Consider the following 12607-nt stretch of genomic DNA (forward strand, 5'->3'; position numbering starts at 1 on the left):
AAAAAAATCACAGTTGCGCCTAATATGAGGACGTTTCTGTGATTTTTACTGTCAAAGATGAGATAATAACACTTTCTTCATAAAAGTGACAACTGAATCGTCTATCATATGTTCGTCATTTGCATGTTTGGGCGCCTATGAAAACAAAAAACAGCCCGGTGCCGGGCTGTTTTTTGTTCGTGAAGATACCTTTCGAGGAAACATAGTGGAAAATCAGAGGCTGGTGTTGCGTGGAACTCATGAGAGTGTATAGTGATGTTCTTTATCATACTTACGTGATAGTTCCATCATTTTCCGGTTTGTCGTCGCCACCATTTCCATTAATTGAGTAATCGTTTCTTCGTGTTGCTGTACTTTTACAACAAGCGCATCAAACGCAATCGAATCTTGATGGTTCATATGTAATCCTCCTTCGCATTTCTGTATATTACTTATACCATGAAAAAGAACAAATAGACCAATTGCCATTTTTCAATTTTGGCATTCAATTCGACAGTTTTTTGCTAAAAAACAACAAAATTCGACATGTGTTTTCAATAAAAACTCGATTTCCGCTTCATTTTTCATGCCCAAAACAAAATTTCAGTGTATTGATCGACAAATTGCGACATTTTTTCTTATTCCTTTACAAAACTGCAGCAGTAGGGCAGAAAACAGAAATTAAAAATCTCCCTTGGGGTCCGATTTTTTCCGTCCTGCTAAACAATACTAACCAAAAATTCATCCTTTCTTTCCCATTAAAAAAAGGCTGACTCCTTTGTCAGCCTTTTTACTATCCAGTTTAACTATTTGGTTCGATTAATCCATATTTCCCATCTTTACGCCGGTAAACGACGTTTGTATCACCGGAAACCGCATTTGTAAAGACATAAAATGCATGGCCAAGCATATCCATTTGCAGGACTGCTTCTTCTGAATCCATAGGCTTAAGATTAAATCGTTTTGTTCGGACAATATCTATTTCATTATCATCTTCATCTTCATCGAACTCATTTGCTTTCGTTTCTTTTTCCATTTCGGCAAATATATGCTTTGGTGAACCATTTTGCCGGGATTTACGATTTACCTTTGTTTTATATTTCCTTATTTGACGCTCCAGTTTGTCAACTACAAGGTCGATGGCAGCGTACAGATCCACATGTTGCTCCTCGGCACGAAGTAATAAATCCGTCATTGGAATGGTCACCTCAATGCGCTGCTCATCATGATAGACACTTAAATTAACATGCACTTCTGATGTTGGTGGTGTATCAAAATATCGTTCCAGCTTACCAATTTTCTTTTGCACATAGTCACGTATGGCCCCAGTCACTTCAATATTTTCACCACGAATGTTGTAATTCATAAAAGTGTCCTCCTTTTATTCTTATGTACTTCTTATTCTACAATACCCTTCCTAATTCCTGCCTAAACAAATAAATAGTCGGGAAAATTTAATAGCATCTTGTCGGACTGCGCCAAACACGCACTTTCCCTTTAAGGATATGTTCAAAACAGCTATTTTTTTCGATCCAAAAACATACCGTCCATTGTACCGACATTGACATATGGATTTATATACGTCTGATGAATATTTTTGTTTTTCGCCTCATCATTTTTTTCGTTTAAATCATTGATGGTCTGCTTGATAAATTTAATACAGCCATTGTACAGCATCAGTGTCAATTCACCGCCGGATGCTGTATTAATCGCATTATTCTGATAAGGCTTAACATATCACCCCTTCTTGTGTCTCGTTATGGTTTTTTCTCCTTCAATTACCAAATTGCTGCATTAAATAATCAGATTGCTCATTCATTTGTGAGATTGCTTTTTCCATTGCGGTAAACTGACGCCAATACCGGTCCTCGATTTGGGTTAACCGGTCCTGAAACGTATCAATTTGTTTGTTTAACTGTTTCATCCGTTTACCAAAGGAAGTAATCTCGCCACCGGTTTCCACATTGACATACCAGCTTTGACACACTGGTTAATAAACTCCATAATGGAATAAAAGGCAGCGTCGGCATCATTCGTAACCGTTAGCGTTACCTTTCCTGCCGTTACATCCTTGAATTGGTACGTAATGTCACTTAATGTGTATGAATTATCTTTGAAAGTTATGTTTTAATGCCGTTATAATTGAAGTTCGCGTTTTCCCCACCTTAACTCAGGCATTTCATCCAGAAGCTCCCCAAACGTTTTATTTGAATCATCAATATCCATACCCGAAGCTAATCCACCTATTCGCATTTCAGGTTCCCTTATTGATGCTTTTTCCAAAATCTATCATCTTTTTCGCCGTTTTTTGGGGATTGACACGATATTCGCCGGAATCGATAGTTTGTTTAATATCCTGAACATATTTTGCGCGTTTGGCACCTGGCTGGCTATTTTTCTGAAGCTGCTTGGATTGATTCAATATTTCAAAATTCACAGTTTGTTCTTGCATTTGCTGTTGATACGTATTAAAGTTGATATGATTCGAACCATGGATTTTCACCGCTATCCCGCCTTTCCTCTGACTTATCTATGATCGGCACTTTTCGCTTTATATAAACAGATTTACCCGCGAACTAATGTTAACGCATATACATCAGGACAACCGTTTTGCTTTAATAAACTTGCTGCATGACGCAATGTTGTTCCTGTCGTATATATATCATCGACAAGCAGAACTGGTTTGTTAACCTTTTTCAACAGATAAAAAGGATTTTTTGATGATAAGCGTTCTTTTCTCGTTTTCTTTGATTGTTTTTCACCATGAAGTCGATGAAGCAACTCTTCCTGCTTTAACGGGAGAAAATTTGCCAGCATTTTTGCCTGGTTGAATCCTCGCTCCAGCAGTCGCTGTCCACTTAGTGGGATTGGCACAGTTATTATTTGATCCGGTAATGAAGATTTATGTTGTTTATATGTTTGATAGATATACTGTTTAAAAATGTTTCCCAACACATAATCTCCCCGGTATTTCCATTTGGTCACGATGTCCTGGATGACGTCATTATAAACAAAGACAGAATAATTTCTCGTTAAAACATCCCTATCATAATAGTACGTTGCCCATTGTTTACAGTCATTACATACTGGATCATCACACATTCGACTGCAACGGCTGCAACGCTTTCCGGTCAGTGGTTTTAATTGTTGTTGACATGTCTGGCAAAGGTGTTTCTGCTTGGATAAAAACAGCAACTTGCTCCAGTTCAAATCCAGAATGATCTGTTGATTGCACCATAGACAAAACATCAGCGAAAGCCTCCCCGTTTATTCATAGCTTTAACGGATGAAACTGCCTCAACCATCGCGTCCGTTTTACCGTCATGAATGAACAATACTTCTCCGGTTGGGTCATCGGAACTTCTACCTGCACGACCGGCTATTTGTACTAACGCCGCTTCATCAAATACATCATGCCCGGCATCCAGCACCACAACATCTACGGAAGGAAAGGTAACGCCACGTTCGAGAATCGTGGTGGTAAGTAACATAAAAGTTTCTTTCCGTCTGAATTGTTGCACCTTTTCTTCCCGATCCGGATCAGATGCATGTACAAACGTGATAGCTTGTTTGCTAGGCAACCACCCAAGTTGGATGAACTTCCTGGCAAGCACCATTTCCAATTTTTCGGCCAGTTCAATTGTTGGTACAAATAACAAAAGTTGGCGTTCAGGATTTACACGCTGTTTTAGCCATTCCGTTAACAATTTCGGTGGTGCGGGTCTTGCCAAATCTTTTTTTAATGTTCGACACATCTTCAGAGAAGGTACAGGAAGTGGATAACCGTGAAAACGGGTCGGCACAAACATGTGGTTCAGTTGTTTTTGGAGCATTCTTCTACGTTGTTCTTTCCTGGGAGTAGCCGTTAAATAAATCATTGTACTGATCTGCTTTCGGGAACGATTGGCAGCGAATGATAGGGAGGGATCTTTGTGGTAAGGAAAGGCGTCAATTTCATCAATAATCAAGACATCAAACGCTTGACGAAATCGAAGCAACTGATGGGTTGTGGAAAGGATTAGTTGGGCAACTTTTTCCTTTTCATCGCTGCCACCATACAACCCCTGAATTGATACCCCGGCAAATGCCTGTCTAAATCGCGGTAACAGTTCTCGTACTACATCTGCCCTTGGCGTTGCTAAACATACACGTTTACCTGACTGAAGCGCCTTTGTAATCCCTGGGAAAAGCATTTCCGTTTTCCCCGCCCCACAAACCGCCCAAATTAACAGTTCCTTCTCCTGTGAAACAATTGCTTGGGTAATACGATCAGCTGCCAACTGTTGTTTATCGGTAAGCTCTCCATCCCAGGAACAAGGATCAGCTGGGGTCGGCCAATTGGGTTGATCTCCATTCCAGTAATACAGTGGCTCACATTCCATAACCCTGCCCATTTCAATACACTTACGACAATAATGGTGTTCTCTACGACAGATTTGGCAGGGTATTTTGGCAAATAAACCGGGTTCCCTATTCCCACATCGATTACATTGGCAATACAATAGATTTTTGCTGATGGAAGATACCGCCGTAAAATTTCCTGATGAAACGCAATGTTGAAACACATCCTCACTCAATGGAATTTCACTACGTAATAATAATTTCCCCGCAAATTGATAGGCTAACTGATTTGTAGTTTCTGAAGCCATTTTTTCACGCTCCTATTATTTATATATAGTAAAAGTAGAAATTGGTAACGGTTAGTTCAACGGATAAAAAACCTGTAGTTAACTAGGTTCAAAATGAATGGATTTAAACAATATGATGAAGGAACTAACCTTGTCTTCAAAGGTTAGTTCGGAGGTTATTGATGAAGTTAAATCAGGGTCAATATTTATCACGCATTCGTTCGGGCCTGTACGAAGCAGGTCACAAAGGCGTTGCAACAGGACGTTGCGAATTTAGCCTTTGTTCCCCTGGAACATTGGGGAGGAAAGGAACCCTCCAATGAATACAGTTTCACTTTATCGAATCTTCATTTGACATACCACGTCATACCAATTGCTCCCTCTCCCAAGTGGGTGCCAATAACTGGACCAAAATATCCGATGGAGATGTCCAATCCGGGGTGGTTTGCACTTATTCGATTTCGCCATTCTTCAGCTGCTTGTTGGCAGTTGGCATGGATGATAACAACTTTCAATGATTTACCTTTCTCCAGATCATCTTCCATCATACCAACAATCCGATTTAACGCTTTTTTTCGTGTGCGTATTTTTTCAAACGGAACAATAACTTTATCAACGAAATGAAGAATCGGTTTCACCTGCAATAGACTGCCGACAATTGCTTGGGCACTATTCAGTCTGCCACCTCGTTGCAAGTTCTTCAGATCGTCTACCATAAAATAAGCACGTATATGTTGTTTCATTTCATCAAATCGTTTAAGTATTTCTTCCGGTGTTTTGTTTTCCTCAACCATTTTTACCGCTTCCAAAACATAGAAGGCTTGTCCCGCACAACTTAACTCGGAGTCATACGTATGAACAGCGATGTCATCAACCATTTCACCTGCACTGGCGACAGCATTCATGGTTCCACTAATACCACTAGATAAATGAATCGAAATTACTGCATCATAATGCTTCGCGAGTTCGGTTAATTTTTCGGATATATAGCCAATCGATGGTTGGGATGTTTTTGGCAATTCATCAGCTTTTCGTACCTTTTCATAGAATTGCTGCGTTGTGATATCAATTTCTTCCCGATAAGAGGTATCGCCAAAAACGACACTAAGCGGAATCATATGAATATTTAATTCCTCCCTGGTGTCAGCAGGTATATATGCTGTGCTATCAGTCATGACAGCTATCTTCATAATCTTTCCCTCCTCTCTTAATCGTAGTAAAAATATATGTAAAAAGCTGGTTTTATTTACTGGATAACAGCAAAAAACACCTTTCTATTATAGGTGATTGGTATAAAGCTGCCCAGCTTGGTTGCTGGGCACGTTTATGAACAATATATAATTAGCTTTATAGTACTTCTACCCATCCTTTGCGAATCGCTGATACGACTGCTTGCGTACGATCATTAACGTTCATTTTCTGTAGAATATTGCTTACATGGTTTTTGACTGTTTTTTCGCTGATATACAGCGCTTCCGATACAGCCCGGTTGCTTTTTCCTTCTGCCAGCAATTGCAATACCTGGCATTCCCGCTTCGTCAATAAATGAAGCGGTTTGCGGTATTCAATACCATACTCGGCAATACTCTTCATATTTTCGTGTGCCAAACGACGGTATTCCTTCACCAAATTATGAGTAATCTTTGGATGGAGATAAGACCCGCCTTCACTGACAACCTTTATTGCCTCAATTAACGCATCAGAATCCATCTCTTTTAATAAATATCCCTGTGCCCCTGTTTTTAATGCATGTGTTACATAACTCTCATCATCGTGAATCGACAAAATAATCACACGTGTTTTCGGAAAATGTTTTACCAAATCCGCTGTAGCCTGTACACCATTCATATTTGGCATATTGATATCCATTAAGACCACATCAGGGCGATGCTCTTTTACAAGCTCTTTGGCAATCTCACCATCATCGCCTTCAGCAACAACTTCGAACGTTGGTTCAAATTCCAGAATTCGTTTTACCCCTTCACGAAATAGTTTATGGTCATCGATTAATATGATTTTCGTTAAATCTGTTTTGCTCATGCCTTGGTTCCTCCCAGATATCGAATACTCCGTCTATTACCCCATAATCGTTACTATGATAGATTTATCTTATTCTTTATACAAATTTAAATCAAGTGATTATAAAGTGAACTTCATCTGCCAACCCGAAAATTATTCCAGATTATATGGTACATGGATCAAAATGGTGGTTCCGTCGCCGATAACGGAATTTATCTCCAAGGTGCCTTCCAGCATTTCCACGCGCTCACGCATACCCATCAGTCCGAATGATTTATCCTTTTTCACTTTCGTGTCAAAACCCTTCCCATTGTCTTTAATCGTAACAGCGAGAAGGTTTCTATTAATCTCCATTTTCACCTTGATCAAAGTTGCCTCCGCATGTTTAATAGCGTTTTGGACTGCTTCTTGAACCAGGCGAAAGATGGCAATTTCATATTTTTGCTGTAGTCGATTTTCACTACCCAGCGAAATAAATTCTGTTTTAACAGCATGATAATCCTCAATTGTAGACAGGTACTTTTTTAATGTTGGTACCAATCCCAAGTCGTCCAGTGCCATCGGACGGAGATCATAAATAATCCGGCGTACCTCGTAAAGGGAGGAGCGAATCATTTCCCTAACACTCTTTATTTCCTTTAAGGCATTCTCCGTACTTCCTTCCCGAAAGATCCGATCAACTAGTTCCGAACGTAGTAATATATTTGCAAGCATTTGCGCAGGACCATCATGAATCTCGCGGGATATTTTACGGCGTTCCTCCTCTTGCGCTTCAATAATCTTTAAACCAAATTCTTGTTTTTCCTTTGCTTCTTCAATCATTTCGTTTACTTGCTTAAAATCATCATTTAGGTAGGTTAGGATGACAGAAATCTTTCCGGCAAGCCCCTCGGCACGTTCAATTGTCTGGTCAAGCGAGATTAGTCTGCGTTGCAAATCGTCCCGACGCTCGCGCAGTACTTTTTCTTCCTGGCGAAGCATTGCCAACTCTGTTTGCATTTTATGTGTACGTTCATATACTTCTCGTATCTCCGTTTCAGAATAACGATCAAAGTATTTACTCACTTCAGATAGACGTTGTCTGGAAAAACGTACTTTTTGTTGGAGCTTATCTCCATCATCGATGTGTTTCACAACTTTTTTCCTGGTTATTGCCAATTCTTTTTGTAACTGCTCATAGTCCTTGCGTGCAGCCTCACTAATATTAAAAATCTCATCCTTGCTATTTTCCACTACATCGATCATTTCATCAATAACTGTGTCTAACGCCTTTTCAGAAGTTTTCAGTACCATTCTGTAAAACCACCAACCTATGCTATAATTGTTCGCAAGCTCTATTTGTTTTTATAGGGTCTTTTTACACGCTTTCAGGAAAGATTATCCTTTTTACTACACATTTTTCACAGTGTCGAATCAGCTGTTTTTTCTAATTTGATAATCTATCATCATATTGACCCGGGAGGTATAAAATAATGCTGTCTACTTATTTCACCGTAAAAAGAGAGGGATCCGATCAACAAATCATCCAGAAATCGCGTTTTATTGGCCATGTCAAACGTGTTGAAAGTGAGGATGCTGCACTTGAATTTATCCAGGAAATAAAAAAGAAATATTCCGACGCTACACATAATTGCTCTGCATATCTTATTGGCGAACATGATCACATTCAAAAGGCTAATGATGACGGTGAGCCTACGGGAACTGCGGGAGTTCCTATTCTGGAAGTTTTAAAAAAGCAGAACTTAAAAGATACTGCTGTTGTTGTCACGCGTTATTTCGGTGGTATCAAGCTTGGTGCTGGCGGTTTAATCCGCGCCTACAGCAGTACGACATCAAAAGCTGTCCAAACAACGGGCATCGTTAAACGACAATTGACACAAGGGTATTCTGTTACTGTTGATTATACCATGTTAGGCAGGCTTGAGAACGAAATACGTCATTCTGAATATATTTTATCCACCATTCACTATTCCGAAAAGGCGGAATTGATCATTTATGTAAAAAAAGCAGCTACAGAATCATTTATGGAATGGATGATTAATTTAACGAATGATCAGGCCATCATAAAACAGACTGAACTACGCTACTTTGAGATTGATGTATAACGTATGTAAAATTAAGAACAAGCGCTCATCTTAAGATAGCTGGATATAGACTGTTATATTCTTATCAAAGTTGGCGGATTGTAATACCCCCATCTATACATGCACGTAAACCAAAACGAAGGAGATGGGGGAATAGTCATAAAAAACCATATAGGAACATAGACGAAATTGCTACGTCTTTATGTCTTGTTCTATACAACTCATATTAGAACGTTTTGTTCAACGAAGTCCCATTGAATGAAGTTTCGCTGTATTATTTCACATTTTTAAGTGCAGCTTCATCGGCAATCAGGATAACATTATCATGTTGCTTTAAAGCGGAAGCAGGAAAGTCTTCAGAAACCTCTCCATTAACCAACTTTTCAACGGCATCACTTTTCTTCTCACCGGAGACTAGCAGAATAATTTGCTTGCTTTCCAAAATTGATTGAATCCCCATTGTAATAGCCTTTGTCGGAACATCCTCCAACGAAGCAAAGAATCGGGCATTTGCCTTTCTTGTCGATTCGTCCAGTGTGACAACATGGGTTCTGCTGGAAAAAGATGTTCCTGGTTCATTAAAACCAATATGTCCATTCAAACCGATTCCCAACACCTGTATATCTACATAACCAGCTGCCTTTATTGCATCCTCGTAATCTTGACAAACAGCAGTTAAATCTTTGCCCTCTCCATTTGGCACGTGGGTTTGATCTTGTGGAATATCAATATGATCAAACAATTTATTACGCATATAAAAATGGTAACTATTCGGATCGCTCTTTGCCAATCCAACATACTCATCCAAATTAAACGTAGTAGTATTTTTAAATGAGATTCCGTGTTTGACATGTTGTTCGATCAATTGCTGATATAGACCTTCTGGCGTGGACCCGGTTGCCAATCCCAGAACTGGTTCTTCCAGTTGTTTTAATTGATCCACAATTAATTGACAAGCTTTCTCACTCATTGCCTGATAATCTTTCACCTTTAAAATTTTCATTATCTATTCCCCTTCCTGTAAGCTATCACACCACGACACATTGTCATTTCAAGCATTAGCGCATCATCAACGAGTAATATGTCTGCATCTTTGCCAACAGCGATGCTACCTTTACGATCATATACCCGTAACTGTTTGGCCGGATTTACAGCCGTCATTTTGATCACTGCTTCCATGTCAACATTGGATAAATGCAACATATTTTGTGCGCCTTGATACATTTTTAAAATACTTCCAGCCAATGTACCGTCATCCAATAGAGCCCGATCGTTTGTCACTTTTACCGGCTGTCCGCCCAATTCATAATCACCAGGTTGTAAACATTTAGCCCGCATGGCATCCGTAATAAGCATTAATCGTTCACTACCCATATTATCATATATTAGCTGTAGCATTTCCAGTGAAACATGAATTCCATCAGCAATTAACTCCGCACGTAATTCATCCAGCTGTAAGGCGGCTCCCACCGCGCCAATATCCCGGTGATGAATCCCTGACATCGCATTACATAAATGGGTTAACTGTCGCACGCCATAAGTAACCGCTTTGTTTATTTCTGCAAAATTTGCCCCAGTGTGTCCCGCTGAAACATTTACACCTGATTGGGCAAGATAAGAAATAAACGCTCCGTCTTGATCATGTTCCGGAGCCATGGTAATGGTTTTAATCACGTTTCCGGAAAGCTCCTGCCAATGTTGAAATTGTTCAAGGTTTGGTTCCTTAATATATTCCAGTGGTTGTGCACCTTTTTTGCTTTTTTCAATAAACGGACCCTCCAGATGAACACCGATTATTTCCGCTTGGCCTGGTTTATTGGCATAGTTTGCTACATTGGTTAATGCACGATCAATATTTTCTGGTGACTGGGTAATTGTCGTCGCCAAAAAACTGGTTGTTCCTTCCTCAGGCAAAACTAGCGCCATTGTATCTAAAGCTGTTTCCGTTGCATCCATCACATCCGCCCCGTTCGCCCCATGGATATGCCCATCAATAAAACCCGGAATGAGATTGTTAAATTGGGCATCTATTATTTCAACAGTCTCAGGGAGATGATTCGGAAATTCTTTTTCTTCATATATTTTCTCAATTTTTCCATTTTCAACCAATAAAGATCCATTTGAGATCCAACCTTGTTCTGTATAGATATTGGCATTTTTTATGTAAAGTAACATATCACGCTGCATGCTGTGCCATCCTTTCTACTAATAATGCGTGTTCAAAAGGAGGGTAAAAAGGACCGAGAAGTTCTAGGCGGCGTAGCTTTAAGCACCGGGGTGTACATAAAAGGTATATGAGGAGCGGAAAAGCAAGCCAACGAGCTTCAAAGGAAGGCCGACTAAAAACGGGCTTTGCGCCCAATGTCGGCATACCCCTTTTGAAGGGGCATGTCATTTTTACCGGACTTTTTGAACATCCTTAATATGTATCCATTATAACATAGCACAGAGCTTCTCAACCTATACGGCCGTTCAAATAAAAAACTACACCCGCCAGATTCGGCAATGTGTAGTTACATTTTTTTTATTTGTTGACCAAACTATCACTTGAAATGGCGCTGCTTTTAAGTTCATTTACCAGAACCTGAATCAATTGTTCAGACGTCTGGATTTTGAGATTTTCCGCTTGATCAATTATATTTTTCAGGATTTTTTTATATTGCTCTTGCTCTCCCACAATCTATTCACGCCCTTTTCAAAAATTCGATCCATAAGTCAATTATACTACAAAATCCGCAAATGTTGTGCCTAATAATGGAACTTGCTATATATAATTCGTTATGTTTTTATTATTTTTGTCGCCTTCGATCACTTTTTGTTAAGCCCCATGCAGCAGAATTAACTATCTGTTATAAAAACATTGTAAATAAGGGCAGCTTGTTTCCTTAACATTGACCTGCCCTTTCATTCAACATATGAAATGAATGTGCAGAAGTGTGTGCGCAAAAGGATCGCAGGCGTTGATTTTGGCAGGAGTCCCCTTGATCATTCACTCAAATGATAAACCGCATACAAAAGTGAGTTGTTCAATTTATTAACTATTATTCTGCTTGTTTCTCCATTTATTAAATTCCAGGAAATCGCGAAATTGCTCTTTGGTGACACCTGATTCCATAGCTTCCTGGACAATTTTCAACCAATCATCATCCAGTTCTTCTGCTGTAGGCACATCGTCTTCTCTTACCAAATCGTTAACGGAAATTTCTAGTACTACACTTATTTTTTCGATAAATTGAATGGATGGATTTGTTTGCAGGCCGCGCTCAATGGAACTCAAATAGGATTTTGCTACGCCCGCCTTTTCAGCCAACTCCGATATGGACATTTTTTTGTTTTGTCGTAATTGTTTTATTTTCTCACCGATCAAGCCCAAACACCTTCTTTCTTAGAAGATTATACCATAGGAAAGGTGAATGGTTCTATATTAAGCACAATTCTTGAAAATTTTATTTTTTCTTTTGACTTTTAAGGAATAAGCGGATCTCCTCTTTGGTTATGCCAATCATTTTCGCTTCCATAATTAACCGAACCCATTCAACATCCATTTTACGTTTCCCAACAAATTTTAACATAGCCGCCATCTCCTTCACTATATTACCGAACAGACCTGGCATAATTCGGTACTACAGATTAGTAGTTATATATACCTGGTAAATTTTACCCTTAACAAGGCTCTGCTTATGAATAATATACTATAAAACCGCCTGTAAATGGATGGCTTATTTTGTCGAATTGAAACTAGTTTTGTAACCGACTATACGGTATTCTACAAAAAATGACATCTCCATACATATGGTAATTTATGCACTGATTTTTGTTCGTGTTTTTTTAAACTTTTTACTTTTGTCCGTCAGAAAAAGTGTTAAAATAAAGTAAGATTTATTTATCTAGGGGGAG

14 protein-coding genes and 1 pseudogene are annotated in these 12607 nt (G+C 39.2%); 1 reads left to right on the forward strand and 14 read right to left on the reverse strand.

The features are described from left to right. Positions 1-237 precede the first annotated feature (237 nt). The 10 genes and pseudogenes from ABRT01_RS07385 to ABRT01_RS07430 all read right to left on the reverse strand — a co-directional run bounded on the left by ABRT01_RS07385 (position 238) and on the right by ABRT01_RS07430 (position 7919). Positions 238-399 (reverse strand): hypothetical protein, encoded by a 162-nt coding sequence (locus ABRT01_RS07385; protein ID WP_269411818.1) that lies wholly within the window; start codon positions 397-399, stop codon positions 238-240. Between the two features lie 382 nt (positions 400-781). After that, a complete protein-coding gene (hpf, locus tag ABRT01_RS07390) occupies positions 782-1345 on the reverse strand; it encodes a ribosome hibernation-promoting factor, HPF/YfiA family (protein ID WP_269411817.1) in 564 nt (187 codons plus the stop codon). Between the two features lie 218 nt (positions 1346-1563). Next, a pseudogene (locus ABRT01_RS07395) lies at positions 1564-1704 on the reverse strand (flagellar export chaperone FliS); the annotation flags it as partial. Between the two features lie 49 nt (positions 1705-1753). Next, complete coding sequence (fliD, locus tag ABRT01_RS07400) at positions 1754-1966, reverse strand: flagellar filament capping protein FliD (protein WP_269411816.1); 213 nt, start codon at positions 1964-1966, stop codon at positions 1754-1756. 267 nt (positions 1967-2233) lie between these two features. Further along, positions 2234-2482 (reverse strand): flagellar biosynthesis anti-sigma factor FlgM, encoded by a 249-nt coding sequence (locus ABRT01_RS07405; RefSeq protein WP_367746721.1) that lies wholly within the window; start codon positions 2480-2482, stop codon positions 2234-2236. Positions 2483-2544: 62 nt separating this feature from the next. Continuing rightward, positions 2545-3228, reverse strand: coding sequence for a ComF family protein (locus ABRT01_RS07410; protein WP_367746722.1), 684 nt, complete (start codon positions 3226-3228; stop codon positions 2545-2547). After that, positions 3228-4628: an ATP-dependent helicase ComFA gene (locus ABRT01_RS07415; RefSeq protein WP_367746723.1), complete on the reverse strand. Its 1401-nt coding sequence runs from the start codon at positions 4626-4628 to the stop codon at positions 3228-3230. Before ABRT01_RS07415 ends, ABRT01_RS07410 begins: the two co-directional genes overlap by 1 nt. Before the next feature lie 326 nt (positions 4629-4954). Beyond that, the gene (locus ABRT01_RS07420; RefSeq protein ID WP_367746724.1) at positions 4955-5797 is read right to left on the reverse strand and encodes a DegV family protein; all 843 of its coding nucleotides are present in this window, start codon (positions 5795-5797) and stop codon (positions 4955-4957) included. A gap of 157 nt (positions 5798-5954) precedes the next feature. Beyond that, on the reverse strand, positions 5955-6647 hold the full coding sequence (locus ABRT01_RS07425) for a response regulator (protein ID WP_269411810.1): 693 nt from the start codon (positions 6645-6647) through the stop codon (positions 5955-5957). A 132-nt stretch (positions 6648-6779) separates the two neighbouring features. Further along, positions 6780-7919, reverse strand: a complete 1140-nt coding sequence (locus ABRT01_RS07430) for a sensor histidine kinase (protein WP_367746725.1) — start codon at positions 7917-7919, stop codon at positions 6780-6782. A 179-nt stretch (positions 7920-8098) separates the two neighbouring features. Here ABRT01_RS07430 and ABRT01_RS07435 point away from each other — a divergent pair, with 179 nt between their 5' ends. Beyond that, positions 8099-8731, forward strand: coding sequence for a YigZ family protein (locus tag ABRT01_RS07435; RefSeq protein ID WP_367746726.1), 633 nt, complete (start codon positions 8099-8101; stop codon positions 8729-8731). Positions 8732-8984: 253 nt separating this feature from the next. Here the strand turns inward: ABRT01_RS07435 and nagB are convergent, their stop codons facing one another. From nagB to ABRT01_RS07455, 4 genes are all read right to left on the reverse strand, one after another. Beyond that, the gene (gene nagB / locus ABRT01_RS07440) at positions 8985-9713 is read right to left on the reverse strand and encodes a glucosamine-6-phosphate deaminase (RefSeq protein ID WP_367746727.1); all 729 of its coding nucleotides are present in this window, start codon (positions 9711-9713) and stop codon (positions 8985-8987) included. Next, the gene (nagA, locus tag ABRT01_RS07445; protein WP_367746728.1) at positions 9713-10897 is read right to left on the reverse strand and encodes an N-acetylglucosamine-6-phosphate deacetylase; all 1185 of its coding nucleotides are present in this window, start codon (positions 10895-10897) and stop codon (positions 9713-9715) included. Before nagA ends, nagB begins: the two co-directional genes overlap by 1 nt. An 847-nt stretch (positions 10898-11744) precedes the next feature. Further along, on the reverse strand, positions 11745-12077 hold the full coding sequence (locus tag ABRT01_RS07450; RefSeq protein ID WP_269411804.1) for a helix-turn-helix domain-containing protein: 333 nt from the start codon (positions 12075-12077) through the stop codon (positions 11745-11747). Positions 12078-12156: 79 nt separating this feature from the next. After that, the gene (locus ABRT01_RS07455; RefSeq protein ID WP_269411803.1) at positions 12157-12282 is read right to left on the reverse strand and encodes an anti-repressor SinI family protein; all 126 of its coding nucleotides are present in this window, start codon (positions 12280-12282) and stop codon (positions 12157-12159) included. Between the last annotated feature and the right edge of the window lie 325 nt (positions 12283-12607).

The organism is Lentibacillus sp. L22 (assembly GCF_040812445.1).
Classification (GTDB): Bacteria; Bacillota; Bacilli; order Bacillales; family Amphibacillaceae; genus Lentibacillus_C; species Lentibacillus_C daqui.

Excerpts from the sequence above, each read along its gene's own strand:
- ABRT01_RS07385 (WP_269411818.1), bottom strand. The coding sequence starts at position 399 with ATGAACCATCAAGATTCGATTGCGTTTGATGCGCTTGTTGTAAAAGTA.
- hpf (WP_269411817.1), bottom strand. The coding sequence starts at position 1,345 with ATGAATTACAACATTCGTGGTGAAAATATTGAAGTGACTGGGGCCATA.
- ABRT01_RS07410 (WP_367746722.1), bottom strand. The coding sequence starts at position 3,228 with ATGTTTTGTCTATGGTGCAATCAACAGATCATTCTGGATTTGAACTGG.
- ABRT01_RS07415 (WP_367746723.1), bottom strand. The coding sequence starts at position 4,628 with ATGGCTTCAGAAACTACAAATCAGTTAGCCTATCAATTTGCGGGGAAA.
- ABRT01_RS07420 (WP_367746724.1), bottom strand. The coding sequence starts at position 5,797 with ATGAAGATAGCTGTCATGACTGATAGCACAGCATATATACCTGCTGAC.
- ABRT01_RS07425 (WP_269411810.1), bottom strand. The coding sequence starts at position 6,647 with ATGAGCAAAACAGATTTAACGAAAATCATATTAATCGATGACCATAAA.
- ABRT01_RS07430 (WP_367746725.1), bottom strand. The coding sequence starts at position 7,919 with ATGGTACTGAAAACTTCTGAAAAGGCGTTAGACACAGTTATTGATGAA.
- ABRT01_RS07435 (WP_367746726.1), top strand. The coding sequence starts at position 8,099 with ATGCTGTCTACTTATTTCACCGTAAAAAGAGAGGGATCCGATCAACAA.
- nagB (WP_367746727.1), bottom strand. The coding sequence starts at position 9,713 with ATGAAAATTTTAAAGGTGAAAGATTATCAGGCAATGAGTGAGAAAGCT.
- nagA (WP_367746728.1), bottom strand. The coding sequence starts at position 10,897 with ATGCAGCGTGATATGTTACTTTACATAAAAAATGCCAATATCTATACA.
- ABRT01_RS07455 (WP_269411803.1), bottom strand. The coding sequence starts at position 12,282 with ATGTTAAAATTTGTTGGGAAACGTAAAATGGATGTTGAATGGGTTCGG.